The 26,100-nt window shown below is 55.6% G+C and carries 26 protein-coding genes and 6 pseudogenes; 14 read left to right on the top strand and 18 right to left on the bottom strand.

Going from position 1 to position 26,100, the window contains the following annotated elements:
• Nucleotides 1–467 precede the first annotated feature (467 nt).
• A complete protein-coding gene (locus LAQ74_RS17290) occupies nucleotides 468–902 on the top strand; it encodes a universal stress protein (protein WP_224337875.1) in 435 nt (144 codons plus the stop codon).
• A gap of 224 nt (nucleotides 903–1,126) precedes the next feature.
• Here the strand turns inward: LAQ74_RS17290 and LAQ74_RS17295 are convergent, their stop codons facing one another.
• Nucleotides 1,127–1,648 carry a hypothetical protein gene (locus LAQ74_RS17295; protein WP_224337876.1) on the bottom strand — a complete coding sequence of 174 codons (522 nt, stop codon included), beginning with the start codon at nucleotides 1,646–1,648 and terminating at the stop codon, nucleotides 1,127–1,129.
• A gap of 125 nt (nucleotides 1,649–1,773) precedes the next feature.
• Between LAQ74_RS17295 and LAQ74_RS17300 the strand changes: the two genes are divergently transcribed.
• Nucleotides 1,774–1,962: a hypothetical protein gene (locus LAQ74_RS17300; protein ID WP_224337877.1), complete on the top strand. Its 189-nt coding sequence runs from the start codon at nucleotides 1,774–1,776 to the stop codon at nucleotides 1,960–1,962.
• Nucleotides 1,963–2,256: a type II toxin-antitoxin system RelE family toxin gene (locus tag LAQ74_RS17305; protein WP_224337879.1), complete on the top strand. Its 294-nt coding sequence runs from the start codon at nucleotides 1,963–1,965 to the stop codon at nucleotides 2,254–2,256.
• A gap of 183 nt (nucleotides 2,257–2,439) precedes the next feature.
• Here LAQ74_RS17305 and LAQ74_RS17310 read toward each other — a convergent pair.
• The 3 pseudogenes from LAQ74_RS17310 to LAQ74_RS17320 all read right to left on the bottom strand — a co-directional run.
• Nucleotides 2,440–2,895 (bottom strand): annotated as a pseudogene (locus LAQ74_RS17310) (acetamidase/formamidase family protein); the annotation flags it as partial.
• Between the two features lie 91 nt (nucleotides 2,896–2,986).
• Nucleotides 2,987–3,061 (bottom strand): annotated as a pseudogene (locus LAQ74_RS20690) (SWIM zinc finger family protein); the annotation flags it as partial.
• Nucleotides 3,062–3,091: 30 nt separating this feature from the next.
• A pseudogene (locus tag LAQ74_RS17320) lies at nucleotides 3,092–4,368 on the bottom strand (RNA-guided endonuclease TnpB family protein).
• 58 nt (nucleotides 4,369–4,426) lie between these two features.
• Between LAQ74_RS17320 and LAQ74_RS20420 the strand changes: the two are divergent.
• On the top strand, nucleotides 4,427–4,561 hold the full coding sequence (locus tag LAQ74_RS20420) for a hypothetical protein (protein WP_255647816.1): 135 nt from the start codon (nucleotides 4,427–4,429) through the stop codon (nucleotides 4,559–4,561).
• Between the two features lie 349 nt (nucleotides 4,562–4,910).
• On the opposite strand, the gene LAQ74_RS17330 is transcribed toward LAQ74_RS20420, so the two are convergent.
• From LAQ74_RS17330 to LAQ74_RS17350, 5 genes and pseudogenes are all read right to left on the bottom strand, one after another.
• Complete coding sequence (locus LAQ74_RS17330; RefSeq protein WP_224337881.1) at nucleotides 4,911–5,330, bottom strand: HVO_A0114 family putative DNA-binding protein; 420 nt, start codon at nucleotides 5,328–5,330, stop codon at nucleotides 4,911–4,913.
• A gap of 30 nt (nucleotides 5,331–5,360) precedes the next feature.
• The gene (locus tag LAQ74_RS17335) at nucleotides 5,361–5,675 is read right to left on the bottom strand and encodes a toxin-antitoxin system TumE family protein (protein ID WP_224337882.1); all 315 of its coding nucleotides are present in this window, start codon (nucleotides 5,673–5,675) and stop codon (nucleotides 5,361–5,363) included.
• A 423-nt stretch (nucleotides 5,676–6,098) separates the two neighbouring features.
• On the bottom strand, nucleotides 6,099–6,971 hold the full coding sequence (locus tag LAQ74_RS20765; RefSeq protein ID WP_224337884.1) for a biosurfactant protein 1: 873 nt from the start codon (nucleotides 6,969–6,971) through the stop codon (nucleotides 6,099–6,101).
• Nucleotides 6,972–7,123: 152 nt separating this feature from the next.
• A pseudogene (locus tag LAQ74_RS17345) lies at nucleotides 7,124–8,056 on the bottom strand (transcription initiation factor IIB); the annotation flags it as partial.
• 407 nt (nucleotides 8,057–8,463) lie between these two features.
• Nucleotides 8,464–9,762, bottom strand: a complete 1,299-nt coding sequence (locus tag LAQ74_RS17350; protein ID WP_224337885.1) for an outer membrane protein assembly factor BamB family protein — start codon at nucleotides 9,760–9,762, stop codon at nucleotides 8,464–8,466.
• Nucleotides 9,763–9,937: 175 nt separating this feature from the next.
• Between LAQ74_RS17350 and LAQ74_RS17355 the strand changes: the two genes are divergently transcribed.
• Nucleotides 9,938–10,642, top strand: a complete 705-nt coding sequence (locus tag LAQ74_RS17355; protein WP_224337887.1) for a site-specific integrase — start codon at nucleotides 9,938–9,940, stop codon at nucleotides 10,640–10,642.
• A 148-nt stretch (nucleotides 10,643–10,790) separates the two neighbouring features.
• On the opposite strand, the gene pip is transcribed toward LAQ74_RS17355, so the two are convergent.
• Nucleotides 10,791–11,756: a prolyl aminopeptidase gene (gene pip / locus LAQ74_RS17360; protein WP_224337888.1), complete on the bottom strand. Its 966-nt coding sequence runs from the start codon at nucleotides 11,754–11,756 to the stop codon at nucleotides 10,791–10,793.
• Between the two features lie 217 nt (nucleotides 11,757–11,973).
• Between pip and LAQ74_RS17365 the strand changes: the two genes are divergently transcribed.
• Both LAQ74_RS17365 and LAQ74_RS17370 read left to right on the top strand, forming a co-directional pair.
• A complete protein-coding gene (locus tag LAQ74_RS17365; protein WP_224337890.1) occupies nucleotides 11,974–13,857 on the top strand; it encodes a PAS domain S-box protein in 1,884 nt (627 codons plus the stop codon).
• Complete coding sequence (locus LAQ74_RS17370; RefSeq protein WP_224337892.1) at nucleotides 13,847–14,308, top strand: response regulator; 462 nt, start codon at nucleotides 13,847–13,849, stop codon at nucleotides 14,306–14,308. The genes LAQ74_RS17365 and LAQ74_RS17370 overlap by 11 nt, the downstream gene beginning before the upstream one ends.
• Nucleotides 14,309–14,660: 352 nt before the next feature.
• Here the strand turns inward: LAQ74_RS17370 and LAQ74_RS17375 are convergent.
• From LAQ74_RS17375 to LAQ74_RS17385, 3 genes and pseudogenes are all read right to left on the bottom strand, one after another.
• Nucleotides 14,661–15,263, bottom strand: a pseudogene (locus LAQ74_RS17375) (aldo/keto reductase); the annotation flags it as partial.
• Between the two features lie 39 nt (nucleotides 15,264–15,302).
• Complete coding sequence (locus LAQ74_RS17380; RefSeq protein WP_224337894.1) at nucleotides 15,303–16,463, bottom strand: hypothetical protein; 1,161 nt, start codon at nucleotides 16,461–16,463, stop codon at nucleotides 15,303–15,305.
• A 1,044-nt stretch (nucleotides 16,464–17,507) separates the two neighbouring features.
• Nucleotides 17,508–18,341, bottom strand: a complete 834-nt coding sequence (locus LAQ74_RS17385) for an alpha/beta fold hydrolase (protein WP_224337896.1) — start codon at nucleotides 18,339–18,341, stop codon at nucleotides 17,508–17,510.
• 306 nt (nucleotides 18,342–18,647) lie between these two features.
• Between LAQ74_RS17385 and LAQ74_RS17390 the strand changes: the two genes are divergently transcribed.
• Nucleotides 18,648–19,085, top strand: a complete 438-nt coding sequence (locus tag LAQ74_RS17390) for a hypothetical protein (RefSeq protein ID WP_224337898.1) — start codon at nucleotides 18,648–18,650, stop codon at nucleotides 19,083–19,085.
• Nucleotides 19,086–19,228: 143 nt separating this feature from the next.
• On the opposite strand, the gene LAQ74_RS17395 is transcribed toward LAQ74_RS17390, so the two are convergent.
• Nucleotides 19,229–19,447 carry a hypothetical protein gene (locus tag LAQ74_RS17395; RefSeq protein ID WP_224337900.1) on the bottom strand — a complete coding sequence of 73 codons (219 nt, stop codon included), beginning with the start codon at nucleotides 19,445–19,447 and terminating at the stop codon, nucleotides 19,229–19,231.
• A gap of 193 nt (nucleotides 19,448–19,640) precedes the next feature.
• Between LAQ74_RS17395 and LAQ74_RS20425 the strand changes: the two genes are divergently transcribed.
• Genes LAQ74_RS20425 through LAQ74_RS17405 form a run of 3 tightly spaced genes read left to right on the top strand, consistent with a single transcriptional unit; the run spans nucleotide 19,641 to nucleotide 20,294 of the window.
• Complete coding sequence (locus LAQ74_RS20425; RefSeq protein ID WP_255647821.1) at nucleotides 19,641–19,775, top strand: hypothetical protein; 135 nt, start codon at nucleotides 19,641–19,643, stop codon at nucleotides 19,773–19,775.
• The gene (locus LAQ74_RS17400; RefSeq protein WP_224337902.1) at nucleotides 19,772–19,963 is read left to right on the top strand and encodes a hypothetical protein; all 192 of its coding nucleotides are present in this window, start codon (nucleotides 19,772–19,774) and stop codon (nucleotides 19,961–19,963) included. The genes LAQ74_RS20425 and LAQ74_RS17400 overlap by 4 nt, the downstream gene beginning before the upstream one ends.
• Nucleotides 19,956–20,294, top strand: coding sequence for a hypothetical protein (locus LAQ74_RS17405; protein WP_224337904.1), 339 nt, complete (start codon nucleotides 19,956–19,958; stop codon nucleotides 20,292–20,294). Before LAQ74_RS17400 ends, LAQ74_RS17405 begins: the two co-directional genes overlap by 8 nt.
• Before the next feature lie 554 nt (nucleotides 20,295–20,848).
• Here LAQ74_RS17405 and LAQ74_RS17410 read toward each other — a convergent pair.
• Nucleotides 20,849–21,214 (bottom strand): hypothetical protein, encoded by a 366-nt coding sequence (locus LAQ74_RS17410; RefSeq protein WP_224337906.1) that lies wholly within the window; start codon nucleotides 21,212–21,214, stop codon nucleotides 20,849–20,851.
• A 998-nt stretch (nucleotides 21,215–22,212) separates the two neighbouring features.
• On the opposite strand from LAQ74_RS17410, the gene LAQ74_RS20695 reads away from it, so the two are divergent.
• Nucleotides 22,213–22,404, top strand: a complete 192-nt coding sequence (locus LAQ74_RS20695; protein ID WP_224338074.1) for a HalOD1 output domain-containing protein — start codon at nucleotides 22,213–22,215, stop codon at nucleotides 22,402–22,404.
• Nucleotides 22,405–22,452: 48 nt separating this feature from the next.
• On the opposite strand, the gene LAQ74_RS17420 is transcribed toward LAQ74_RS20695, so the two are convergent.
• The 3 genes and pseudogenes from LAQ74_RS17420 to LAQ74_RS17430 all read right to left on the bottom strand — a co-directional run bounded on the left by LAQ74_RS17420 (nucleotide 22,453) and on the right by LAQ74_RS17430 (nucleotide 23,841).
• Nucleotides 22,453–23,034 (bottom strand): helix-turn-helix domain-containing protein, encoded by a 582-nt coding sequence (locus LAQ74_RS17420; RefSeq protein WP_224337908.1) that lies wholly within the window; start codon nucleotides 23,032–23,034, stop codon nucleotides 22,453–22,455.
• 7 nt (nucleotides 23,035–23,041) lie between these two features.
• Nucleotides 23,042–23,242 (bottom strand): annotated as a pseudogene (locus LAQ74_RS17425) (PIN domain-containing protein); the annotation flags it as partial.
• Entirely contained in the window at nucleotides 23,239–23,841 is a 603-nt protein-coding gene (locus LAQ74_RS17430; protein ID WP_224337910.1) for a DUF7437 domain-containing protein, read from the bottom strand. The gene LAQ74_RS17430 and the pseudogene LAQ74_RS17425, both read right to left, overlap by 4 nt.
• A 364-nt stretch (nucleotides 23,842–24,205) precedes the next feature.
• Here LAQ74_RS17430 and LAQ74_RS17435 point away from each other — a divergent pair, with 364 nt between their 5' ends.
• A complete protein-coding gene (locus tag LAQ74_RS17435; RefSeq protein WP_224337912.1) occupies nucleotides 24,206–25,129 on the top strand; it encodes a winged helix-turn-helix domain-containing protein in 924 nt (307 codons plus the stop codon).
• A gap of 319 nt (nucleotides 25,130–25,448) precedes the next feature.
• A complete protein-coding gene (locus tag LAQ74_RS17440; RefSeq protein WP_224337914.1) occupies nucleotides 25,449–26,099 on the top strand; it encodes a zinc-dependent metalloprotease family protein in 651 nt (216 codons plus the stop codon).
• The last annotated feature ends 1 nt before the right edge of the window (nucleotide 26,100 follow it).

The following is a 26,100-nucleotide window of genomic DNA, read 5'->3' on the forward strand; positions in this document are numbered from 1 at the left end:
CCTCAATTATGACGGTCTCGTGAGAGTTACTGGATATCCACACCAAAGTGTTAATTCCGACAATAACTTTCTACAATTATCCGAATACCACAAGACTCGAGGAGTGTGTTGCGTCGTTTGCTCCTCACCCTGATGATGCTTCATCAGTAGAATCGTCTACCGATAGCTGTAACCGAGACCTCCAATGAAAAAGAAGTTCGTACGCTGTAATCGGTGCGGGTATGTTTGTGTGGCGCAAGTGAAACCCGATAACAGCATTGTACTCCCAGTCATGCGTCAAGAGTGCCCAATCTGTGGCGGAAATACGTTCTCGAAAGTCAGTCTCGCGTCGAACTGAGACCAACCTATGTATGCAGCACGCGACTTCTGTGAGTTTGTTCCGACGGGCGCGCTGAATAGAGAGCACGTCTGCGGCACGTTTCTGAGTCAAGGGAAGGTTGTTTACTGTCAGAAGCGGAGTGGCGAGTATGGCCAAGCATGTTCTCGTTCCGGTAGACGTGTCGTCCAGTTCTGAGAGCGCCTTTGAATACGTCTTAGAAGAGACTCCAAGCCAGAGAATAACCCTCCTACACGTACTCAATCCAGTCACCATTTTCAACTATCCGACTGCTGAGGGGTTTGATTATGGGAAAGCTGAGAAAAACGAGCAGGAGAGACGTGAAGATGTTGAGCAGATTTTTGAGAGGTACCGTAACAAGGATGCAGCACGCAATCGGAGAATCGAAACCGCCATCGAGGCAGGAGCTCCCGCAGAAAAAATCCTTGAGTACGCTGAACGTACTGGTGTCGATCACATTGTAATGGGTAACCGTGGCCGATCTAGTCTCGAAGAAACACTACTTGGAAGTGTGGCTAGAGGTGTTCTGAAACGATCAGCTGTTCCCGTGACAATTGTCCCCTAACAATCGGCACACCGAAGACGTACGTGCCGCCAGCTTCAGGCATCGCGGTAGCGAGTTCGCTGGCTGAAAGATAGTGGTTTCTGAGATACTTACGCATGTGACACAGAAGGTGTGGTCCATTTCGTCATCGGAGTATAGCCAACTTCTCGCATCTCGTTGAGCACCTCATTCACTCACGTCGCTGAGAGTTGGTTCATTCGGCTCCCTGTTTCTTAGTCAGTCGGTTATTCTTCTATATCATTGAGCATGTGGCGGTAGACATCGAACTGTTTGTGTTCTACCTCTGTAGTCGCGAGGACAGTCTTGAGGTAACCCCATCGAGTAATAGAGACACTACTAGCGCCCATCAGAGTCGAGAGTGGAATCGGTGGTGGGTGATGGCCTTCGTTGCCGGGTGAATAGTCGACGAGTGTGAGTTTGCTCGCGTCTGCGCTGAGGACACCGTTTGATTCAACAATCGAGAGCAGTACGACTGCTTCTTCCCAGCCGTCCGTTTTCGGATCAACGGCTTTGACTTCGCAACTCTCACATCGGGCAGCGTCCAGTATCCATCCCTCGGGCGGGTTGGTGTACCTTTCAAAAAATGGCAAATCATAGACGCGCACGATGTCATACATCACTGGCTTCCCAATCGGAATGTGAACTTCACAGAAACCACAAAGAAACGAGTTGTTACAGCCGACTCGCTCGCCATGGATGCCCCGTTTCATCTGTTCTACATCCCAGTCGGGGTTTGCACTAGACATATCTCGACGTTGAGAGAGACCCACTATAGGCTTTCTCGCATAGTGCTTTCTCCAATGCAGGGCCTCGTGACTCGGTCATCTCGTAATAACTCTTAACAGGATGGACAACATTGACAACATTGTCAATGAGTTCCGAACACCGAATTCCGCTTAGTGAGGAACGACGCAACGAACTACGAGACCTCAAGGAAGGTGGGCAATCGTACGACGACCTGCTTGCGGAGATGATTCAACACGAAAAAAAGCGCCGTCTATCGGAGATGTTCGACCGCTCGCTCGAAGAAGACGAATTCGTCCCCCTTGAGGACGTATAGATGGGCGATAGCTACCAAGTTCTACTTGGTGAACAACCACGCACGTTTCTTGCTGCCGCCGACGAGAAGACTGAGCGTATCGTCCGCGAGAACCTTGCAAAACTCGGCGACGACCCCTACCCACGACCCGGTTCGGGAAGCGGCGACAAAGAGAAACTCCCGATTGATGGCAAGGAACGGTACCGACTCCATATTGGTCGGTCCTACACGGCGTTTTACGCAATTGAGGGTGAAGCTGTAAAGGTCGTGGAAATTCTCGATATCGACACGGCACACAAACGTTACGGCTGGTAGTTCGACAAAAACAGGTAATCGGTGAGGAAGTGACGTAGGTGTGCGTACCTGGTCAAAATGGTTTTCAGATGGTTTCTTTTCCATTTCTTTGAGCCTCTGGCGGTAGACGTCGAACTGTTTGTGTTCTACTACACATTGCTGAAGCATCAATGAAATTATTTCCCGCAATGCGAGGCGGGTAGGCTAGAGATTGTACTGGCTTTTGACTATCTCTGCAAGCCCCATCTCTTCGAGTTTCTCCATCGGGACGAGCATCGACAATTGAACCACACCCGGAAGCCGAGCGATTTCGACACCTCCAGTGAACGTACAGCGTGCACGGATCTCAACCTCAGTCATATCGAGTAACGAACTCGCTCTATCGAACGCGTTCTGTGTAGCGTCATTAATCGTCGCACCCGACCCAATAACTTGGATGGGGCCAGCATCGTGCACAGAGTCCACGCTGTATTCAGACGCAAGTCCCTCACCTGTCTCACGTTCACTGTCAGTGTATGGTTTTGCAATGTGAGGCAGGTCCTCTTCGTTTGGTAGGAGAAGCGGGCCACCCAACTTGAGTCCTTTGATAACCTCCACTTCGAGTTCGGTTTTTCCACTCACGTCGGTCGTGTGTAGTGAGAGTTCGCCATCGCCCTGATTCGTTAGTGTCACCGCCACGCACGACAGTTCCGCCATCGGCGACCGCCTGCATTGCAACGGCATCAAGGAGTAGGGGCCGAATCGCAACTGCCACCCGGTGTTTGCAGGCTGAGGAATACTTCGCGTCGGCTGGACACTCACAGGCAACTGGAATCCCGTCGTCAACGGTGACGTGGTACTCGTGACATCCTCGGCCCTAAAGGGCGGGGCTTCCTACAAGGGAAGTCTCGTCGTCGGAGGTTTCAGAACTGAAGTCCCCGAGCGTCGTCTGTCGGGATTGCCGACTCTGCTCGCGGTGTCCTGTGGTGCTGTCACAAGCACTCCCATCCTGTGGCGAGTCATCGGTGTGCAGTTTCAACGCGCACCTCTCTCCCCACGGGTTGACGCGACGTGCGATGTTCACACTCGCGTTAATGTCTGCTTAATACTCCGTTACCCAACACTCGCCGTTCGTACAGCGGAACATGGCTTGGGAACTACGAGAACCGATGTGTCCGCACTCATGGCACGTCTGACTTGTGTACGCAGGATTCACGAATCGGACACAGATGCCCGCGTCACGGGTTTTGTCCTCGATTCGACCAGTTAGTCGTGCGAACGCCCAATTGTGGAGGCGGCGATTCATCCACTTACCGTAATCCAGATGTTCACGGATGTACGACAGGTCTTCGAGAACGATAACGGGGTTCTCGAAGGAACGGGCGTACTCGACCGCCTCACGAGATGCCTTCTCGACAATATCTGTGAGAGCGTTCTGGTAGTGGTCGAATCGTTCTTGAATGCGCCACTCGGCGTCTCGTTCTTGGAGGCGACGGAGCGTCGTGAACATCTCTTTGCGGAGGTGTCGGACACGACCGCCGTCATAGATGTACGGTTGGGTTGGAGTACCGTCCCGAAGGGCACAGCCCGTCAGGAGTTTGGATTCCCCAATATCGAAGCCGATGTACGTCGGCTCGTCTGGTTCAGTTGGCTCAGCGACCTCGTACTCGACAGTGACGTGAAGCACCCAATTCGTTCGATGCTCTTGGAGTCGGAACTCTCCGACCGACACGTCGCCGTCAAGGAGGTCGTTCACAACTCTCGCTGTGCAGGATTGATGCGGAGTGGAATCCAGAAGGCGTTGCCATGTCCTGCCTGTGGGACGCGCCAGCAGAACTCGTGTCGTCTCTCCTCGGAGTGGTCGAGACGCCATCCACGGTTCGTGAATCGAACGGGGTGGTCGTCGTTCAACTCCGAAGCGTTGTACGTGTCCCGCAGTTTCGGGACATAGTTCTTGAGAGCGTCTTTCGCGTAGGACATGAGCGTGTACGGTGTTACAACGTCATTGACCGCTGTCTGTGTCGTCGCACCACTCTCGAACGATTCGGAGAGAGCGCGACGGTAGGTAGCCACAGTTCGTTGAAGCCGACGCTCTTTGTGCGCCGTTGGGGGCGTGAGCGTGGCCTGCAACGTCTTGGTGGCAGTAGCAGTCACAGTAGAATACGCGAAACCATGAAAGTTAAAACTAACGAATTGCTAAGTATGAGTAGAGATGCCGAACCTAAACATCGAAGTGAGCGACGAAGAATACGAGAAACTGAGCGAAGTAAAAGAGGCACACGGGCTGACGTGGCGTGGACTCGTCATTCAGGGTGCGAAAGTACTGGACACCGAGGGGCCACTGTAGGTCGAAGGGTACTGTGTACGAACGCGATTCCTCCCCGTCCTAAAGGACGGGGTTTCCTCACTACCGCAAGATGATCCGTTGGCTCGGCGTGACTGCAGTTTCTGACGCGAATACCGCCATCACAGAGTTTGAACTCGAATGCCTCGTATTGGGCTCGTTTGACGACTCTCCGGGTTGTGTCGAGGTGTGCAAATGCATTCGTCATGGGTTGACGAGGCACCTCTTGAGTGCCCCGCACCCTTCGGGGGGTGAAAAAACCCCGTGGTGTTTAGCGTTACAGAGTTTTGACCTCGATAAGCCCTGTTGACCTCCCGAACGTATCCACTCCAGTCCTCTCCCCGACCTTGAGTTAGTCAACGCTAGCAGGGGCACTGTCTGCGTCAACGTCGTCAAGGAGCGGATAGTCGATGTGCATCTCGATCTTGTCGAATGGAACGGCTGGTTGAATTGCGCCACCGGGACCGCCTTCTTTGAGTTCGAGGATGCCCAGTACCTCCAGATGTTTCAAGTCTGTGTGGACATCGGAGACGTCGCGGTCGACCAGTCGGGCTGCCTCACGCATACTTGAGGGTTGTTCTGTCGCGATTGCTTGAATGAGTTCGAGACGAAGTGGAGTGAGGCTATCGACGAGATCGTCGTAGGATCCAAACTGAAGGATTGCTCGGTCATCCTCTACCGTCCCCTCACCAGCTTCTGCGTTTTGGATGAACTGCAGGGAGTCCTTACGGAGCTGTGCTCGGTCGCCGACGGTGATGTGAAGTGTCGTCATAGTGGTCTTGGTTGGGATTGTGATTGTAGTTCAGTACGACCGTGGTGGACTGCCCCCGATGGCATCCCAATACTCGTCAGCGCTGGCCCAGAATTCGACGAGGAGTTCTTCCATACCCGGGAATTCAACGTCGGTGTCGCCGGCCGCAGTGTGGAGTTCGTGGCCCTTTGTATCCTCGTGGGCGTTGTCGTACCGGATGAGCGTGAGATCTTCGAGCGTTCCGAGGTGAAGCGTGTATTTCCATCCGGATGGGTAGGTGTCTGTATCGGTTGTTCGCCGGATGACGACGTTTTCGACGAGTCCGGCTTCAACGTGCGTATAGCGACGTGTAAGTTCCTGGCCCATCCGTTATCCGTTGGGATGATCCCCAACACCAAAAGTGTGTTGGGCTGGTTCCCAACACTCTCCAAATAGACTATTGCCCACAGCCAAAGCACTCAGTACTCAGAATCGGTAGGTCGCGACGTCGGTTGAATCGCAGACCGAACACGAGTCATCTGTGCTGTTGAGTGTTGTTCCACAGCGACGACACTCGTGGAAAACGGTCTCGTCAGGAGAGAACAGGCGCATGAGCAACCGTTTCATTAGTTCACACCTTGCCGTGCGATGTATCTCATCTGATATCCGGTGTTGCTGAGGTTGATACGTCTATTTCCCTTGAGGAACGTCTGACTGGTGGTATCTTTCGGTGTCATTGCTAACCGCGGGACGGTCGTTCTTGAGTGCCCCGCACCCTTCGGGGGGTGAATAAAATCTCTCTACGTGAGCTTACTCTCTTTTGCTGGGCTCAGGCCCAAAGCACGGAGTTCCACACAGAGTGCACTCCCAAATTGGCTGTCCGCTCCACCCGTCGTCGGGACTCTCTTCGAACGCCGAAAACCGATGGACAGTCTCTCGGCCACACTCCCAACACTGCAGCGACCTCTTCGTTGGCAGCGGGTGCTCCCGAGACTCCGAACGCGTCTCCACGGGAGAACGCTGGAGTGCAATCGCTGGTGCGAGCCAGCCGTCGTCGCCTGCGCTCTTAAGGAGTGTCGAGAGATGCGCTTCATCCTGAATGGTGCTCCCGCTTTCGTCGTAAAGGTACGTCGAGTGTTTATTCGGTGAACAAGTTGTGCTTCGCCAGATCGTCCGTTCACGGGTAACCTCAAGTACCTCCTCGCCACGCTCTGAAGCGACTCGTATCGCAGCAGGAAGCGTCGGCCACGCATCGGTCAACGGTGCAGCAGGCTCCTCGTCGAAGTCGCAGATGAGCTGGCATTCGTCGACGGCAGGGTCGGACTCGCTTGTTGCAAGCAGTCTCGCTGCGGCGGCTCCCTTCGCGACGGCGCCGTAGTACGTCGACGACTCGACAAACAGGTGTACGACGTGCAGGAGCGACAGCTCAGTGTCCGAGTGACGCTCGTCGTCCGATGGATCGAGATGGTGGGTGAGACAGAATCGGCACTTTGGCTGGCAGGGAGGAATCGACGTCCCACAAGAGGTACAGTTGGTCTCTTGCTGTTGAGCCTCGGTTGGGTAGCCTGCGATGGAACGCCCGTTGTCCTGAGCGTCGAATCGAGCATTGAGTTCGTGGTCAGGCACCTGGGTCACTTCACCCACGGAACGGAGTGCTTCGTAGTCAGAATGATGGTCAGTCATTGGCTTGTCTCGATTTCGTCCGTCCTGGTATTTCAATCTCGAGACGAATCCAGCAAGTGGCAATCGAGCTGTGTACTGCCACAGAACCACCCGTCTTGTCTATGGACGTTGACCCCACCTGAATGACCCTTACGCTGGTGTGATTCGGACCCCCCGTCAATCATCTCGGTGAGTTCTGCGTGTCGCGCTCGCAACGTCGCCGGCGTCGTTCCAGCGGCCGCTGCAACCAGTGTCTGTGTCAACGGTTGTCCGTGTTCACGACTGGCGAGATAGAGACAGGCTGCAGCAACTCCGGACGGCTGACAGCCGTTCGCAACCCTAGATTTGTGCGTACGCTCGGCAAGTGTCTGGGCTCGAGTGCGAACTCGTTTATCGACACCGAGTTCCGAGGCGAGTTTGGGAATTAGCGATTGTGGGGCGAGGGGCTTTGTCGGGAGTCCTAATTCCCTGTTGAGTGTTTTGTACGCGTTCACCACACTCGAGTGGTCGACACGAGCAACGTCGACGATGTCATCACGTGCGACCAGTCGTCCGTGACACCGACACACTCCATAGACGCTGGCGGCGGCTATGGCTTCGATTGACCGACCCAACAAGAGGTCCTTGCCTTGGGCACTCCGAAAGAGCTGACACGCCTGATCACGTGCCGAGTCACCGAGTTCGAGCACGCTTGCGACTCTTCGAACTTCACCCAGCCCGTGTGCGAGGTTCCACTCGGCTTTTGACTGGAATCGTCCCCGCGTCTGTTCACGTCGCAGTCGGGCAAGCTGACATCGTTTCGACCCAGAGAGCGTGTTTCCCTTCCCATCGGTCCTGCGACCAATCTCGGTCGATAAGCCTCGGTCGTGACGGGCTGCCGTGAGTGCGGACCCTGTCCGTTCGTAGTTGCTGTCATCGTCTTCGAACGAGCGCCATTCAGGACCGTGGTCGATCTGCTGGTTGGCGATGACCAGTCCACAGTCTTCACAAACTGTTTCTACTGCGTTAGTCGCCACGTGTCCGTTGCATTCGGGACAGTTGTTCGAACTGGATTCATGCTGGACGTCTTCATCGAAGACCGTTTCGTAGATGTTTCTCGTTGCCATGGTACTCACGAGGGACACCAGACGAATCGCACGTCTCCACGCGCCCCTCACCCTTCAGGGGCAGAAAAACAGCCGTGCGGTCTCGTCAAACTTATCATATTCTGACAGGAAGTACGTGCTGAATCTAGAGGGTGTATTCAGCAAGCGGATGGTGTTAGTTTGAGTCGCGCTATGCGAGATATTACAGGGAATTTGCCGTCATCGACGGCACGGTATACGTCTCCGGGGTTAATGAGGGTAGGATTACACTTACCCTAACTCAATTCAGCTGACCTGCTCTACGTTCACAGTCCCTGAGAACCGGTGATTTTCAGTACTCCAGAAAGCAGCTGTGGAGATTTTTTACTGTCTTCGATAGCCAACCAACTCCACGATCGATGTATTCATTCCATATCAAAGAACTCGACTCAGCGCTCGAAGGCATAGACGCGACCAGCACGAGTGGCTGTGTACACGGTGTTACCACGGACGACCGGTGAAGTGAGTTCCTCGGTATCTTCGAGCGTGTCCGCGAACGCCGTCTCCCCGGTACTGGCATTGCGTGCAACGAGCGTCGGTGAGACTGCAGCGTCTGAGACGGAGGCGACGTATGCAATGAGTGACTCGCCGAGTGCGAGTGTACTGTCCATCTTGGCACTCGTCCCCCACAGAAGCTCACCTGACGTGGGGTTGCGGGCATGGATGCCATCATCGAGACGAACAACTAAGCGACCGCCGATTGGGGGCGCGTCGACGAACCCCTGTCCCCGAATGCTCCAGTGTTCCTCACCTGTCGCCGGGTCGTAGGCGCCTACGCGTTCACCACCAGCATAGAGCACACCATCGGGAGAGGCAGCATGGGTAGTGACACGCCAGTCGAGTCCGTCCCAACGTACGTCCCCAGAAACGGAATCAAGTCCGAGAAGCTGTGACGTACCGCTCTGACCGACCGAGAGTATGACCGTGTCAGCTGCAACCTCAATGTTGCTATCAAGACGAGTTTGCTTCGACCAGCGCTGGCTCCCATCTGTGAGCGAGATAGCGCGCATCCCCCTGTGGGCGGCGACGTACACGCCACCAGCACCAATCGCCCATCTCAAAGGATCGCCAACCTCTGCGGTCCACTGCACGTCACCAGAGGCCGGGTTGAGACTGAGGAGTTTCTGTCCCTCGTTCGTGAAATAGTCGTCGCTGGTCGCGACGAGTACATGGCCCTCTTCGACACCAAGGAGTGTGAGAAAGGACGTCTCGTCGATGCTTTGTGACCAGAGTTTCTCACCAGTCTCGGAGTTGAGTGCGACGGTATCGAATCCTCGGCCGGCGATACCGGATCGAGCACCAGGAATGAGGTATACAGTCCCGTCTGCAACTGTGGGCGTCGCCCCTGTGTCGCCAAAGAACCCGACGCCAGCATTAGTGGACCAAAGTTCATCACCAGACAGAGGGTTGAGGGCGACGAATTGGCCATCCGCACGACCAACATAGAGTGTATCCTCAATAAGCGTCGGAGCGAGACCGGTTTTCCCGTCAAGGTCGTATGTCCATGCGGCGTGATCTGGACGTGTTGGAGTAGACGTGGGTGAGGAAGCAGTTGGAGATGAGGTAGGAGACTCTGATGGTGTGATGCTCGTGGTGTCGTCGGTATCGCTTGCGCAGCCTGCGAGCCCAGAAGCGAGAGCTAGTCCTCCTGCACGGAGGATATTCCGTCGTGTCAATGGAGAGGACACATATGTGACCACCGAAGAGACCCGATATATGTTTTCTGTACTGTGGATAAATTACTGTACCACTTTTAGTATCTGACCGAAAATTGCACTAACTATCCAGTACTGGCCGATACGCGCCCTCTATTCAGCACCACCGGACGATACTTCCAACTCAACAGCACGAAGACGGCTTCAGGTGTCTCATCACAACCAACCTGCTACAGAGCGGGCGGACCGACACCGAAGGGAACTAACTACCCGACACACTCATGAGGATGTCCTCACAGACCGGCAGTTCGAACTCCTACTGGAGGCGTGTTCGGCACTCCCGGAACCGCACGACTTCGAGGCACGATTCATCTGTCTCACCGCAGGCCGACTTGGGTTGCGAGCGGGCGAGATTGCACATTTTCAGACCGCATGGGTGAACTGGAACCGCCGAACGATTCGCATCCCACAGCACGAGCCGTGCCGGTGTGGATACTGCCGACGACAGGCCCGACAGGAAGCCACCCACAACGATGATCTGTCCGTCGCGGATGCCATCGCGTCTCGGTGGCACCCCAAGACCGTCGCCTCGGCTCGACTCATCCCGTTCGATCTCTCGCTCCGGCTGGAGCTGTGTTTCGAACGTTTTGCTTCTAGATACGATGCGTTTCCCCGTTCACGGTCAACGATCAATAGACGGGTGCAGGCTGCGGCTACCGAAGCTGATCTCCCGGGTCGTGTCTATCCATACTGTCTGCGAGCAACCGCCGCCAGCTACCATGCGTACAAAGGCGTCGCCCCGGTGCCGCTACAGGCCCTGATGGGCTGGAGTGACCTAGCGACTGCCCAGAAGTATATCCGTATCTCGGGGACAGCAACTGCTGACGCATTGCGTCGAGTCCACCACCGGTAGAGACCCCTCAAACGTCCCTCAAGAACCTCCTTCTGAATAGAGAGGATGAGTGCAGCACGACGGCATCGTATATTTCCCGTTAAAATCGGTGATCCATCCGCCCACTACACATGCGAGTGTATCACTCTGATGTCCGTCAGTTCATAGTCTACCGATAGGGTCTACTTCCCGCGAATGAGTCGAGAGCGTCACGCTTCAGTCTGGTCATAGTGTCGCTACCGGTATGTCCTGAATCCTCGACCACGGTCAACTCCGAATCGGGCCACTGGCGATTCAACTCCCACGCCGTACCAAGCGGTGCGGCCAAATCGAAACGACCGTGAATCAGCACGCCGGGAATGCCAGCTAATCGGTCAGCGTTCCGCAGCAGTATCCCGTCCTCCAACCACGCCCTGTGAGCGAAGTAGTGTGCGGCGATGCGGACGAACGAGTGTTTCTTGTCTCTCGGCAGTCCACTGAAGAAGTTCGCTGTTCCGTTGAGTTCCTCGGAGATGACCGTGTCCTCCCACGCGCACCACGCGTCCGCTGTTCGCCTCCTGACCTCGGGGTCCGGGTCCGCCATCTGTCGAGCGTATGCGGCGATGAGTTCGTCGTCTTCGGCGTCTACACCCTCACGGAACCGCTCCCAAGCCTCTGGGAAGAACCGTGCCAACCCATGATAGAGCCACTCAATTTCAGTCGGTCGAGTGGTCGTGACTCCTGAAAGGACGATCTCAGAAACCCGCTGTGGGTACGCCTCGGCGTAGGCTAGACTCAACGTGGCTCCCCACGAGCCGCCGAACAACAACCAGCGATTGATTCCGAGATGTTCACGAAGGTGTTCTATATCGGCGAGAAGGTGGTCAGTAGTATTTTGCTGCATGTCCGTCTCGGGGTCGCTGGCGGGAGGCTTACTTTGGCCACAGCCGCGCTGGTCGAATAGAATGACTTGGTATCGCTCGGGGTCGAAGTACCTGCGGTGTTCGGGTGTGAACCCGAACCCCGGCCCACCGTGGACGACGAGAGCAGGCTTTCCATCCGGAGTGCCACAGGCTTCCCAGTAGATGAGGTTCCCCTCTCCGACATCAAGCATCCCAGTCTCGTATGGCTCGATTTGGGGGTACAAATCAGTCATCGCGCAAGTAGAGCGGGCGACAAGCGAACAAAGTTGTTCCGACAAAGCGCCGTGACTCGCCGACAAACACACGCTCTGTACTGAGCGATCACAACGTTCGTAGATCGGTCACAAACTCGTGCGATATTCGCGCCCTCTATTCAGCACGGTCATGACGTAAGGAAAGATGAATTGGCTCATCGGAACACTATAGAAGTCTCTCGACAGAGTACGGGTGATGATTCGCGGGAAATGGTCGGACTCCTCTCCGTTCGGAAGGGACATTATCGTGGCCCTCGGTGGACTCTTCTTCTTACTCGTAGTCGCCTATCCGACCCTCCCCATCGTCAACGAGACATCGGTCGAGCTCCGGGTCGTACTCGGCATCCTTGTCGGTATTCCCGGTCTCGTCTTGGTGTATGGTGGCTATCGGTTGCCACGAACCGACATCCGTCCCGAACTCTACTCTACCGTCAGCATGTGGTGTCTCCGCGGCATCGTGGTAGGGCTCGCCATCCTGCTTCCTATCGTTCTTGCGAGCGACGATCCGAATCTCGTTGGAAATACACTCTTGCTCACGGCACTGGGCAGTCTCGCAGGCTTCGGCGCGGGGAGGTACGACGCAAGGGCCAAAACACGGCAGCTCGAACTTGAAGAAACGGTCAAGGAACTAGAAGCCTCGAACGAGCGCCTTGAACGACACCAGCAGTTCACCGACGATATTCTCGGCGCAATTGATGACGTGTTCTATGTGATGGACGAAGACGGAGCTCTCAGACGGTGGAACCGAAGCCTCTCGGAGGTATCTGGCTATACGGACGAGGAAATAGCATCGATGACTATAGCCGACTTCTTCGGGGACGACCGGGATGCAGCTGTGGCTGCGGTCCGCGACGGCTTCGAGAGCGACTCGGTAAGTATCGAACTGAATCTACGCACTAAAGACGGCGAGACCATCCCCTTCGAGTTCGTTGGATCTACGCTTGAGAACCATTCCGGTGACCCTGTTCTGGCTGGCATTGGGCGTGACGTTACGGACCGGATAGAGCGCGAACAGGAACTCCAACGCGTTCGTGAGCGGATGGAGTTCGCCCTCAATGCGACCGATTCGGTCGTCTGGGACTGGAACGTCGATGACGATCGGGCCTCGTTCTATCCCTCGGCGGAGTCGCTGTACGGAACCGCCGTCGAAAACTGGGAGGACTTCATCGAGGTAATTCACCCCGAGGACAGACAGGCGGTCCAAGAGGGGATCGCGACCGCCCTCGAAACGGGCGAGCCGAAGGACGAAGAGATTCGGATCGTTCGAGACGGGGAAGTGCGCTGGATCGAAGCCCCTGGGTACCCGGTTCAAGATGACGACGGTCCGACGCGGATGGTCGGCGTGGCTCGGGATATCACCGAGCGGAAGACCTACGAGCGCAAGCTCAAGGAGTCGAACGAGCGCCTCGAACAGTTCGCGTACGCGGCCAGCCATGACCTCCAGGAACCCCTTCGGATGATCTCGAGTTATCTACAGTTAATCGAGAGCCGGGCCGACGAGGAACTGACCGAGGAGACCGAGGAGTTCCTCGAGTTCGCCGTGGACGGGGCCGACCGCATGCGTAACATGATCGACGGGTTACTAGCGTACTCACATGTGGAGGCCCAGGGAGAACCGCTCGAATCGATCGACCTCAACGAATTTGTTGAAGACGTGCGCGGCGACCTTGACATGTGTCTCACTGAAAGTAATGCCAACGTAGATATCGAGGAGTTGCCTCGTGTGATGGGAGATAAACGGCAGCTGCGGCAGGTGTTTCAGAATCTGCTAAAGAACGCGATCCGATATAGCGGTGACGAGCCCCCACGGGTGTATATTTCCGCCACCCGGAACAGTTCGATGTGGGAAGTGTCGGTTCGGGACGAGGGGATTGGGATCGACCCGGACGAACAATATCGTATCTTCGAGGTGTTCCAGCAGCTCCACCCCCGGAACGACTACGGGGGCTCGGGCATTGGCCTGGCGCTTTGCGAACGGATCGTCGAACGCCACGGCGGCACCATCTGGGTCGAGTCCGAACCTGGCGAGGGATCGACGTTCTCATTTACCCTTCCAGTCGAGGATGTTCATGACGAGTGAGCGTGGACGGGCCGAACCGTGCGACATTCTCCTCGTTGAGGATAATCCTGGCGACATCCGTCTCACCGAAGAGGCGTTCAAAACTGGGAGGATCGCGAACACACTCCACGTCGTCGAAGACGGTGTCAAGGCCCTTGATTTCCTCTTTCAGCGAAACGAGTACGCCGACGCACCGCAGCCCGACCTCGTGCTGTTAGATCTCAACCTCCCACGAAAGAACGGGGACGAAGTGCTCAAAGAACTTCACGAGGACCCTGACCGCCGGCGCATTCCGGTTATCGTCCTTACGAGTTCGGAAGCCGAAATGGACGTTGTCAATTCCTACGAACTCTGTGCGAGCGGGTACCTGACGAAGCCGGTTGATCCCAACGAGTTTATCGACATGATACTGGAGTTAGAGCGGTTTTGGTTCTCAATTATGCGGTTGCCGTCTGACACAGCTCTTGATTGAGAACTGTGTTGTATTCGGCCCACCCGTGGGAACAGACTCAGTCCTTGTCATAAGTAACGTACGAGATACAGAGAGTGGATACTGCAGTCGGCAATCGGTGATTCAATGCCGCCCGCACGCTCACATTCCGCCAACCCACACAAATTCACAGGAACAAGCTGTCTGATGAACACGTGGTCTGGGTGAACCTGACTCCACCGCCCGCGTTGAGGGTGACGAGGACACCGATTTCGTACGGTTCGTTATCGGAGCAGTCTGGTTGATAATGGTAGTAATGTGAATTCCGGCTATCCCCGACCTCGATCCGATAGGGGCGGTCCGGGGCGACATCTTCGACTGTCCAAAGTCATCAGCGTTCTCCCTCGCGGTAGGTGAGGTTGTAGTGGTCCTGCATCGTGACGAACCGTTCGAGACCACGGTGTTCGCTGGTGTAGAGCGCCTTGGCGAACTGGTGGGTCCACATCGATGATGCACCGATGTACCGCACTTTCCCGCGACGGACTGCGTCGTCGAGGGCGCGCAGCGTCTGCTCGATGGGCGTATCGTAGTCCCAGCGGTGGATCTGGTAGAGGTCGATGGTGTCCATTCCCAGTCGGCCCAACGAATTCTCCAGTTCTTACTCGACAGTCTTCCGAGAGAGTCCAGATGCGTCCGGGTGCGGCTCGTCCTCGTCGGAGAAGAGGTTCGTAGGGAAGTAGCATTTCGTTGCGACGACGTGTTCGTCTCGGTCGTACTCTCCGAGAACATCCCCGATGATCTCCTCGGATTCTCCGTTCGAGTACGCATTCGCCGCGTCGAAGAAGTTGATGCCAAGATCGATGGCATGTTCGATGATCTCGCGTGAGCCCTCCTCGTCAAGCGTCCAGTCGTGAAGGTCGCTCACACCGAAACTCATCCCGCCGAGACAGATGCGGCTGACCTCCATCCCGGTCGAACCGAGTGTTGTGTATTCCATGGTCATGGTTCTTCGAGGACAGTCAGAACGATCGGTGGCTCACAGACCTAACCCGGTACTATATTCCAATGTTCCGAATCCGGTACCCATTGACTTGTCGTCGATTGATATGCCGCCGACGTGTCCGTCGAGTCCGGTCATCCGGAACATGAACTCGTTGTAACTCCAGTGAGACGCAAGCCGACCACCGAGTCTCGGACGGTCGAGCCAGTTTCGCGCATGGCCATAGGTCCGGGCAACGAACCGCACGTAATCGCCCTCCTCGTTCTCGACGCGAACGTCGAAGTCAGGGTGCTCGCCAGTACCCAGTAATGGCTCGACAGTAACCGTATCGAACTCGACATGCCCCTCTTCTGAGCCCCAGTTCCAGAACCCGGATTGTCGAAGGGGTATCGTCAGGCGTTCGAGTCTGTCCGAGGAGAAGAATTTGTAGCCCCGTCGGAACAGTTGTGGCCCGATAAACGGAATTAACACGGAAAACGAGGTCCCGTCCGGGAAGATCGCCCATACCCACTTCCAGGGTAACAGCGGCATGTCGAAACACACGCGCTGGAAGTAACATGATCCAGACAACGTCTCGGGACCGTCGGGCAGGTCAAAATCCCCTTCGAACTCCATCCGGCGCCAAGCCACGACCTCGGCGCCACCCAGCGGTGTGTCGATATCCAGTGAGTGGTGTGGAGAGCTCATCTTCGAGTCGAGGTCGCCCCACGCCTCGAACTCCGCCTCAGCGTCGTCACCGATGACGTGGGCTCTCAGACCGAGGGAGCGGTCCGAGAGCGCTGCCATTTCGCTTCCGCGTCTGGTGCCGTCCTCGCGGTCTGCCCAGGCTTCGAGACGCTGGTCCTCGCGAGAGAGCACCGCTTCGGCTGATTGCCTGACGACATGGTCGTGGACCGCTTCGTCGTCGCCGGTCCAGCCAACCGTTGTCGCGTTGAATCTGTCCACACCATCGACGGCGGGGCGGTCAGAGTCCATTTTTTGGGACGGGAGGTCGTTCACACGGCACTGGTCACCCACACAGGCAGCTATCGAGAACATAAGCTGTTTCGGACCGTAGCCTTCCTCGCCCTCCGGGAACAGGAGAAAGAACCACCAAGACGAGGAAGTCTTGTTCTGTCGCTCGGGGTTTTGCCACCATATCTTCTCGAAAATACGCCGGTGCTCAGTGAAGGTCCTGTCTGCGAACGCGTCAGTCATTGGCTTACCTCCTGCTGGGTCGCTCAAATAAGCCGTGCATCTGTTGCTGGGCTTTCATGGATTACCCAACACAACGGTGCAATTTCGGTCTCCGTTGGTTACAATGCTCCCTCAACCGATCCAATCACTCGAGTTCTGACAGTATCGACGTGACCGATTCAGAGGGTGAGTTCAGCACGGCAACTTTGGTTATTACACACAAAAACCGGTGAAACAACCGCTCACTACACCTGCTTACGGAAGATGAGTAGTATCTGCTTCCGACCCCAGAAGCAAGTACTGACTCCGCCCTGCGTAGTTTACGACTCTATCTCGTGAAAGAACACATCCGGTTGTAATCACCTCGGTCACAACCATCTTCGAGATAGATGCCGAGTGTGGACCGATATTCGACATCGGCGACGACACAATCCACGTCTCTGGATGTAGCGAACTCCGTAACCGACTTTTCTATCCACTCGTTTCCGTCTACACGGGCACGAACTGTATAATCGCCTGGAGTACTTCCCCAGTCACACTCCGCTACAGCCCCATCGTTGTATTGTCCCCCATTCTCGAATTCGCGTGCTGCTTCAACCCTATGTGAAGAGGAATGGACAATCTCTCCGTCTCGTTCTACCTCGAGATCGAACTGGTGTGGCGAATCTGTGTCGGCATTATGGACTCCAAACCATCCGAGCTGAGTGGTTGGGTTCACGGTTTCCCGAATAGAGGAGACACACCCGGCACTGACGGCAGGTATCAGTATGCCAAATGTCGCGATGACACTCCGACGTTGCATACCCATTTTTCAAGAGACCATCGGTAAGTGCTTTCCCTGTATCGAACGTCGCAGCCGATTAGGTTCTGTGACCGACTCGCGCTATCTATTCAGCGGGATGTGAACGAACTTCTCGACAGTTGTCAGTAAGGGCGTGCAAGATATAGAGGCTGTATCCATCATGCCGAATATTCTCTATTCACATTACTCCAAGCAAATCAACTGTGGCATTATCCTACATATCGAACAGGTTGAAGTGCTGTGAGAACTCGACCGTGGACTCGTTAGTTCGTTTTCCGGACGAACGTGCGTATTTCATCGATGAAGCGATCCGGCGCGGTGAGCATCGCCGCATGTCCGTGGCCATCGAAGGTGACGACGCGGCTGTTCGGGAGTGCGTCATCGAGCGCTTCGGTTGTCTCTTTCCCCCATTGACCGCTTTCGCTCCCGGCTACTAGCAATGTCGGCGTGGTCAACTCTGCAAAGCGTGCGGGATCGTAGTCGTAGTCCGGGATTTTAGCATACTTCGGAATCAGTGTTGGGAACCCGTCTACGTACTCCTGCCATATCGGTGCCGATCGAATTGCGTCCACTTCCTCTGGCGTCCATTCCGCGATTTTTTCGATGAAGACTACGTACGCCTGCTCGGTCTTACCGGCTTCCAGTAGCGACAGCATTTCGGTGCGAGCCGCTTCGGAGCCAACTCTATACCCGTTAATCGACATGGCCGGTTCGTACAGAACCAGCGCGCTAAGATTCTCAGTCCGCATGGCCGCTTCTAGGGCATAGAATCCACCAGCGGAATGACCAAGGAGGGCCACTGGTTCGTCAATCGACTCGACGACTGCAGCCACGTCTTCGAACTCCCGTTCTGGTGCGTACGCCTCGGCGTCACCGCTCCCGCCACGACCGCGCCGGTCAATCGCGTATACCGTGGCATCCTCAGCGAGGGTAGCACGGACGTCGGAGAGTTCCCATACTCTGTGGTCAGCGGTAGCACAGTGAACGAGCACAAGTGGTGGTCCACTCCCCGTCCGTTCGTAGGCGATCTTAGTCCCATCCGGGGCGGTGACGGTTTCCAATTCTTTACCCGCGTCTGGTGGTGTTGCTTTGACCATGAGCTGGCTTCCCTTCGTTCATCTATGGTACACTGCCACAAACCGTTATCTCGTGAAAAATCTGCATAGGCTGAACGGGATTCAGGTGATGAGAGACACGCGTTCTGTATTCAGCAACCGGTGAGAGAACTCCTCAACCACTGTCAGTAACGGGGTGCGAGATATAGAGGCTGTATTCAGCAAGCCGCCGCTCTTTGTTTCACACCGGATGAGCTGAAGAGACCAATAGGAAGGGCGTGCGAACCTCTCATCGAACCATCTCGGAGTGGCCAAATTGTTAAGAGGCTAAGTGTATGACCAATGAAAATGCACGCCGGACAAATGGAATCAATTCTTTTCGGTGAATTGAGAGGGGATATACGAGAGTACATCAAAATTGGGGGAACTGCGTTTCTAGCAGTTGTAGCCCTGAGTTTTGGGGAGACTGCCAACTGGCCTATTACGACTGGCTTCGAGACGGTTGAGGTCGGCGTCATTTCTGTTCGGTTGTCAATTTCATCGAGCATTTTCATCTTTGGACTTATTCCTCTTGGAGTGTTCATGGCATCCATCCCTGCCCGGCAGAACAATGGTGTGATTTGGAGTTTTCTATTCGGGTCAGTCCCAATATTCGGTCACTATTTCGGAAGTACTCTCTACTATGGGATTTTTTGGGGAGTCAGCTCTCTCTCATTTCCCCCGTTCATGCTACTGTGGGTGACTGTCATCGGGATAACAGGGTATATTCTAGGCTGTAAGTGGTGAGAGAGTCAAAGACTGTGTCTGTCACCTCGTTTCTCTACCAGATGATGACCGGCCAGTGACCGATTCGCGCTGTGTATTCAACACGGCTTCTGAAACCCATCACCAGGTGAGGGTATCAATAAGGCGAAAAAGACGTCCTCTGGCTACTCGTTTTCCATCGACTCGGCGTACCACTGCGAGTGAACGAACCGCTGACTGCAGTCCTTCTTGTGCGGTATCTCGTCGATGTTTTTGTGAGTTCGACGGCACTCACAGCACTCGATTTGACCGGTCGGCTCGCCGAGCGCGAAGCCGTCGACGGTGATCGGCGTGTCCGAGACGACTACGTGGAAGTGAGTCGACCGGTCGGCGAACGACCTCATGGCCCTCGCTCCACTCGCGCGTTCCCGCGCACCGGACTCTCCTTGACGACGACGTCGCTGACGGGCTCTCTCCCCACAGGCCTCCATGAGCACCCCGTCCACTCGCTCTCGCCGACGGTCATCCCCGCGACCGGGTCTGCCTCGAAGATGAGTCGCCGGCGCTGCTCGCGACGAGCCACACGAGGTCCTGGGCGTGTCACCGGACGCTCCCGAGTCCGTCGTCGAGGCCGCGGCGCGAGCTCGCAAAGCCGAGACGCACCCCGACGTCGGCGGGAGTCGTGAGGAGTTCAACTCGGTCGTGAAGGCCGAGGAGGCGATGCTGGGATGAGCGCTGACGAAACAGAGATTCGGAGCGACAGGGAGAACGACCGCGTCATCGTCGGCGACGTCGCGGTAACGCTCCGCGGCGAGGACGGCGTCAAAATCCCTATCGACCATGCGTCGCCGGCGGATGGTTACGTCGCGTTCACGGGGGGCTACCTTCACCTGCAGTTCCAGGAGGTCGACAATGGGTGAGTACGCCGACTTCGAGTACCGCAACAAGCCGGAGCCGCAGGTCATCATCCAGCCCGTCGGCGAGGAACCGTCCGTGACGTGGGTAGTCGACTTCCCCGAACAGGGTGCACCGCGCCCCGAGCAGTTCGCCGCGATCGGGGCGGCCGAGATCAAGCTCCTCACGTCGACGACGGAGTTCGATGGCGAGCTCCGCGAGAAGGCCGACGCCGCTCACGACGCACTCGTCGAACTGCAGAAAGCGATGTGCGACGCTCGCGGCCTCGACGACGAGGCTCGTAAGGAAGTAATCCTTGGGAATCTCGACGCGCTGCCAGAGGTCGAGAAGCGATGAGTGAGACAGAACTCACCGCTGAAGAGCGCCGTCGCCCGAGCCATGCCAGGTAGCGATTCGAGAGATAATGGACGCCGACGACTGACTCGGAGTGCCAGCGCTGCGGCGTCGCGACCTCGTCGAGGACGCTCGCCGGCGAGCCACTTTGTCCAAAGTGCCAGGAGATCCGTCGCGACGAGCAAATCTCTCGCGACGTCGACCAAGAAAACCTCAGCAGCTACGAATAAGTGTACTCGGGAAAGTGGCAAAGATGTACCTATTCAGCCAGTTTTATATCAAAAGTACAAACTCTCTACTGATAGGGAGTAACTGATCTCCCCGGGAAGACGTAGAATCTGACACACCACTACGTTCCCTCCCAGGTTTGACACACCACCTTTTGAGGTGCCTACCGGCGAGCAATTGCTATGGGGAGCGTCACTCACCACTACTGAGTAGTCGCTTTTCGAGTATTAGTGCTGTGGCTAATTGTTTAGGTACTACGAGACTTGTTAGAAGGACACATCCCTGTTTATTGATGAAATGGTCCCGACGCGTTCGCAGAGTAGCTGTTTTCAGACGTCTCGGAAGTCGGGATGCAGCCAGTCAAGGCCGTCTATCCTCGTTAAGAGCCACGTCTCGAAGTCATCGTCCGTCTCTTCGTCAGCGCCGCGCCAAATCTGGATTCCGTTCTTTCCGTCGACGCCCTTGAGGTCGAACGGTGATATCAACACGAAGCCGGGCGAGAAATCCCACCAGTAGACCGCCCGACGCCCGTCGTCGGTGAGTCCGACCAGCTTCGTCGACGAGTAGGCGCGACTGAGGACTTTACTCGCCATCAACTCGGCGTCCTCGCTGGGACACTCGCGCAGCGCCTCGATCTCTTCGGCGAGCTCGGCGACGAGTTCCGTCCGGCCGTACGGGACGAGCTTCTCGTTCATACGCTCAGGTCGTCAACGTGTCCGATATAGCTCAGCCACGCACGGCGAAACTGAAAGTGAAATAACCGGCTCTGTTGAAATCCTCAGAACGTGACAGGAATAGCGTGCTGAATACAGAGGTTATATTCATCAGAACCGGTTTATAGAATACTATTGAAGAATGCGTATGGTGTCAAGTTTTCTTCAAGGTGCAAGGGAGCTTGTCCCTACGCTCAAATGGTGGATTTTGGTAATTCTCCTTCTTGCTTTCTCAGCCCTTTTACTTCCACTTTCAGAATCGCCGTTTTTCTTCGGAGCCTCTCTCGCCCTCATCTTGTGGATACTCAGAAAATATCTATCTTAGAGGCCTGTACTAAGTGATTTGGTTCGCTCACACCGAACGCCGAGTCAGTAGCCCGATACGCGCTCTCTATTCAGTAGTCGATGAGCGAACATCTCAACTGCTGTCAGTAACGGGCTGCGAGATACAGAGGATGAGTTTAGCACGAGGTGCGCATTCTATTCAGGCGTGTACAACTGAATCAGCCGTTAGGTACGACTGCGTATTGACCGCCAGGGACGTTGCCAATCTACGTCGCTCTTCAGAAGTCGTGCAGAATGCACAGCGCATGTCAGTCAGCTCCACGGTCGTGAGTGACACTCATCACTTGACTCGCGATGGGACTTATGTAGCGCGATGCCCGCAATACGACTTCTCTTTCAGCAGACAGTTCGTGACGGTTCTGGGAAGCTAATGTCTTGACATGATATCTTCGCTGTCGTACCAGAACAACCCCGGTTCGGATGCCCTTGCGATGTAGGGAGACTGATTATGGAGAGGGCCTGCTATATCTCATTCGAACCTCTCCAAGGTTGTGACATCATGAGTGACCTAAATACTCATCTGCCCGAGCCCGGATCTGGCACAGACATTGAGCAAACCGTTATCTCATCAAAATGTAACCAAACGGATTGTGAATCCGCAACTCACACGATTGCTACCGCTATCTCGAAAGTGACTGGGAAGGACCCCACCGAGATCCCCCCCGCTCTACAATACTATTGATATAGATGCCCTCGTGGATCTCTTCGGACCACAATCTATGGATTCGCATCGGTTCCCATCGGATACTGTGAACTTCCAGTACGAGGGCTGTGACATCACGGTTTTCGCAGATGGGGTTGTGGTCGTGAAGCGGCCTGAACCATAGCCGAAGGCAGATTGGGGGGTCTGTTAGCAACCACGCTTGTGACCGAAATTAGTGCCCGGCCTCGGGTCCGTTGAACATAATCGTGAGCAATTTCCGCTCAGCGGCTTGAATATGCTCGGAAAATGTAGCTGAGGTAATATCGAGTTCAGCAGCGACGTCTTCTCCAGTACATTCTCGTGGCCACTCATAATATCCTGCTTCGAACGCAGTTTTGAGAACCTCACGTTGGCGATCCGTGAGATGTTTCTGGAGCACTTGTCGGAATTCGGCGTCGGGAAATCGTGGTGCAATACCGTCCTTTTCCCGCTTAGAGAGCAGCGATGCATCCGGATACTCTTGGAGAAAGGTCTCAACGACTTCGGAGGGGCTTGCCTCGGCGGGGATTTCGGCCACGAGCCGACCTTGGCCTTCTATTCCACGGATTTCGCGCGGGAGCGCGCCAAGTTCGGTGAGTCGAAACGCGGGACAATTCCCTGAAACGAGAAATTCCAGACTGCCACCGTCTTCATACTCGGCGAGGATCGTGATGTCTACGGTCTCCATCTCGGTCCCATAGGCTTCTACTCGCTCCGGTTCGACGCCGCTGACGTAGAAGTATTCGGCGTACCGTCCATCGGGACGAGGGAGCATCTCGGCCCCACCCTTCGTTGATTGCCGTGTCGATCGGGGGTGTCTCGACGTCGGGCGCGTTGACGGTCAGTTCGTCGTAGACACGTTCCGGGAGGACGAACGTCATGTCGTTCCGGCGTGCAAACGTCCGGACGACCTGATACCGACGGTTCGACGGTTGCCCCATCGCGACGAACAGACCGGTATCAGCGATATGGATGGCGCTCACGCGTCGTCGCCGGCGAGGTCCCGGTCGACACCCTCGATATCCGCGACCGACGCGCCTGCCTCCTCGATATCGAAGTGCTCGTGGACGACGGGGCGGAGCGCCTGCAGGATGATCTCGACGGCGAGCGGCGAGATGTCGAGATCACGGGCCATCAGCCGATGGGTGACCTCGCCACGTTCCCGGTCGACGGTGTAGGTGAGTGCCGTTGCGAGTCCGGCGATGCCGTGGCGGTCGATGTAGGTATCGATGTCGTCGTCGGTTGTGCGACGGGCGATGGCGTCGATGAGCGCGGGCGTGATCGTGTACTCGCGAGCGCCATTAGCTGCTGTGACGGTCAGATTGATGTCGCGAGCGACGTACACCCGGGGTTGCTCGTCGGTGGTCGCCTCGATGACGCCGGCGTCGACCAGCCGGTTCACATAGGTGTAGGCCGTACCCTGCGCGAGGTCGAGTTCATTCATGAGTTCCTGAACGGTTGCTTCGTCCTCTCGAGCGAGATACGCGTACAGTTTGGCGAGCTGTGGCTCCTCAAGGAGGTCCGCGACCGAGAGGAAGTCACGGATGACGTCGCCGTTGGTTCGGTTTGACGTGCGTGACATGGGCAATTGAGGTTTACAGTTTACAGCGAATCAGTAAAGAGTGTTGCGGTCAATCTATCCGGACTAGGTGCGAGCGACGCGGAGGGCGGAAGCGGCGAGCGGGGCGTGCCGTAACAAAGAACCTGTTCAACCGGGCTCGACGCTCAGTAACACAGCCGACATCCTGGCGGACTCAGAAAGAGCGAGGCCGTCTCGGTCGTCCCCCGACCCCGCAAGCACCGCAGGCACGAGGAGCGCAGCGGTGGTCGCGGGATGCCGAGCGGCTGAGGGCTTTCATCTGTTGTGCCCACGTCCTCGACAGAGTCAGATCTGTGTTGCAAAATACCGAAGTGATTTATATATTGGTTCGCTAGTATGCAACAGTATGCTCACAGAAGGCGAGGTTCGCGCCCTTACTGCCCTCCACGGTGAGCAGATGGTCTCTGCACTCGCAACAAGTCTTGATCGGAGTCTCAGCTACACCTCTGAACTCGTCGAGCGGCTCGAAACGGCTGGCCTCGTCGAGACACGTCGACAGGGGAAAACAAAGCAGATTCGACTGTCGGACGCGAAGGCACTCGAGTTACTCACGAACCTCACGCAGCAGTATTCACACATCGACTGGCCGGAGCTGTTGTCAGGGGCAGCCCTCAGGGTTTGCTACTTCCTCGACACTCCTCGGACTGCGAGCGAACTCGCACACCGCGCCGACGTCCACCGAAGCACCGTCCACCGTGCGCTTTCCCCGCTTCAACATCGCGGAATCGTCTACCAAACCGACGACGGCGCGTACGCACTGAATGACGGCTTCGAACAGCTGAGTACATTCGCTCGTGAGCTCGCTCATCAGGTCCACCGCCAGGCTGTCGAAGAACAGACCGACACGTACACGATTCTGTGGGAGTCTCTCGACGAGTTCCTTGTACAGACGGGGACTGAGGTCAGCGACGAACACTTCATCCCGACAGGGCCAGACCAATTCCAGCGATATGGTCTTCCACTCTTAGCACGTGACCGCAGACACTACCTCTATTCGGAGACTACGAGTGAGCTCTCGCCGGAGACATTGTGCTGTCACATGCTCGTGATTGATTCCGGCCCACGAACGCAGTCATACTGCCTGCTCTTGCTCAGTCACGTCGACATCGACCGCGACGAACTCCGAACCCAAGCCACCAAGTACGGCGTCGGCGACGTCGTCGACGACCTCTGCACGTATCTCGACACCAGCGGTGCCCAACGGACGTCGCGACTCCCCGAGTGGGAGGACTTCCAGGAACTGGCTGAGGAGTACGAGGTGATGCTATGAGGTCGCGATTCGATAGCTCATACATTCGTTCAAACACTGGCAATAGAGATATAACTCGGCAAAGAGGTCAAAAGGAAGCATAAGGCTTCACTCTCCGCAAGAATTTAGCTGTTTTAGCAATGCAAGTACTCGACTTTGAAGACAAAGCATTTAGCATGGACTGGTTTGATCTGTCGCTTTGAGGAGAAAATCAAGAAATACAAAGATTTAAGTTATAATACTTTTTTGTATGTTTTGATGAGCGTTGAAGACAAAAATAAATCTCGAGTACAGGTGATTTAGCATGACGATTCATGGTACAATGTCCATGAGTCGTAGAGTGAGTGATCAAATCGATGATTGGTGTCTGACTGTCGTAAAGCAGTATCTCAAAGATGCTCTGGACAGTGAGAACGTATCGTACAGCATTTCTATATCAAGCGATCATAGTTTCGATCCTTTCCTTGATGTAGCAACGGCAGCAGGGAATGACTACCCACACGAAGACTCAGATGGAACGAATCATTCATCTTGCATGATCAAGTTGAAAAGGTACTGGGAGGACTGGGTATCTGGCCACCCAGATGAAGCCTCAGACTTCAACCTCTGTCTGGTACTTCAAGACGACTACGAAGACAGGTACGGAATCTACGGTCGTGCTGGTGGCAACGCCGGAGTTTGCCGTGGAGCAAAGCGGATTGACAGCGAGACCGACAGCAACTTCCCTAGATTCGACAGTGGAAACTATCCTGCTCATGTAGCGATCCATGAAATTGGACATATGATTGGGGTAAGCCACGATGATGGTGCATGCTATCAGCTACCTTCCAGTGGAGACGCTCAGACACCTCATTATAGCGGAGCCAGCCAGAACAACTGCGGCTATAATAACGTCAACCAGGTAGCTATGGCACCAATTACCATGATTTCCGTTTCTGGGGATCGTGTGCCGGCGAAGCTATCAGAAAATACGATTAAAGGTAGATGTTGAC

The sequence above is a fragment of the Haloprofundus halobius genome, assembly GCF_020097835.1.
GTDB classification, from domain to species: domain Archaea; phylum Halobacteriota; class Halobacteria; order Halobacteriales; family Haloferacaceae; genus Haloprofundus; species Haloprofundus halobius.

Coding starts and splice junctions, on each gene's coding strand:
- LAQ74_RS17290 (WP_224337875.1), top strand. CDS start 468: ATGGCCAAGCATGTTCTCGTTCCGGTAGACGTGTCGTCCAGTTCTGAG.
- LAQ74_RS17295 (WP_224337876.1), bottom strand. CDS start 1,648: ATGTCTAGTGCAAACCCCGACTGGGATGTAGAACAGATGAAACGGGGC.
- LAQ74_RS17300 (WP_224337877.1), top strand. CDS start 1,774: ATGAGTTCCGAACACCGAATTCCGCTTAGTGAGGAACGACGCAACGAA.
- LAQ74_RS17305 (WP_224337879.1), top strand. CDS start 1,963: ATGGGCGATAGCTACCAAGTTCTACTTGGTGAACAACCACGCACGTTT.
- LAQ74_RS20420 (WP_255647816.1), top strand. CDS start 4,427: ATGCCGAACCTAAACATCGAAGTGAGCGACGAAGAATACGAGAAACTG.
- LAQ74_RS17330 (WP_224337881.1), bottom strand. CDS start 5,330: ATGACGACACTTCACATCACCGTCGGCGACCGAGCACAGCTCCGTAAG.
- LAQ74_RS17335 (WP_224337882.1), bottom strand. CDS start 5,675: ATGGGCCAGGAACTTACACGTCGCTATACGCACGTTGAAGCCGGACTC.
- LAQ74_RS20765 (WP_224337884.1), bottom strand. CDS start 6,971: ATGACTGACCATCATTCTGACTACGAAGCACTCCGTTCCGTGGGTGAA.
- pip (WP_224337888.1), bottom strand. CDS start 11,756: ATGACTGATTTGTACCCCCAAATCGAGCCATACGAGACTGGGATGCTT.
- LAQ74_RS17365 (WP_224337890.1), top strand. CDS start 11,974: ATGATTCGCGGGAAATGGTCGGACTCCTCTCCGTTCGGAAGGGACATT.
- LAQ74_RS17370 (WP_224337892.1), top strand. CDS start 13,847: ATGACGAGTGAGCGTGGACGGGCCGAACCGTGCGACATTCTCCTCGTT.
- LAQ74_RS17380 (WP_224337894.1), bottom strand. CDS start 16,463: ATGACTGACGCGTTCGCAGACAGGACCTTCACTGAGCACCGGCGTATT.
- LAQ74_RS17385 (WP_224337896.1), bottom strand. CDS start 18,341: ATGGTCAAAGCAACACCACCAGACGCGGGTAAAGAATTGGAAACCGTC.
- LAQ74_RS17390 (WP_224337898.1), top strand. CDS start 18,648: ATGCACGCCGGACAAATGGAATCAATTCTTTTCGGTGAATTGAGAGGG.
- LAQ74_RS17395 (WP_224337900.1), bottom strand. CDS start 19,447: ATGAGGTCGTTCGCCGACCGGTCGACTCACTTCCACGTAGTCGTCTCG.
- LAQ74_RS17400 (WP_224337902.1), top strand. CDS start 19,772: ATGAGCGCTGACGAAACAGAGATTCGGAGCGACAGGGAGAACGACCGC.
- LAQ74_RS17405 (WP_224337904.1), top strand. CDS start 19,956: ATGGGTGAGTACGCCGACTTCGAGTACCGCAACAAGCCGGAGCCGCAG.
- LAQ74_RS17410 (WP_224337906.1), bottom strand. CDS start 21,214: ATGAACGAGAAGCTCGTCCCGTACGGCCGGACGGAACTCGTCGCCGAG.
- LAQ74_RS17420 (WP_224337908.1), bottom strand. CDS start 23,034: ATGCTCCCTCGTCCCGATGGACGGTACGCCGAATACTTCTACGTCAGC.
- LAQ74_RS17430 (WP_224337910.1), bottom strand. CDS start 23,841: ATGTCACGCACGTCAAACCGAACCAACGGCGACGTCATCCGTGACTTC.
- LAQ74_RS17435 (WP_224337912.1), top strand. CDS start 24,206: ATGCTCACAGAAGGCGAGGTTCGCGCCCTTACTGCCCTCCACGGTGAG.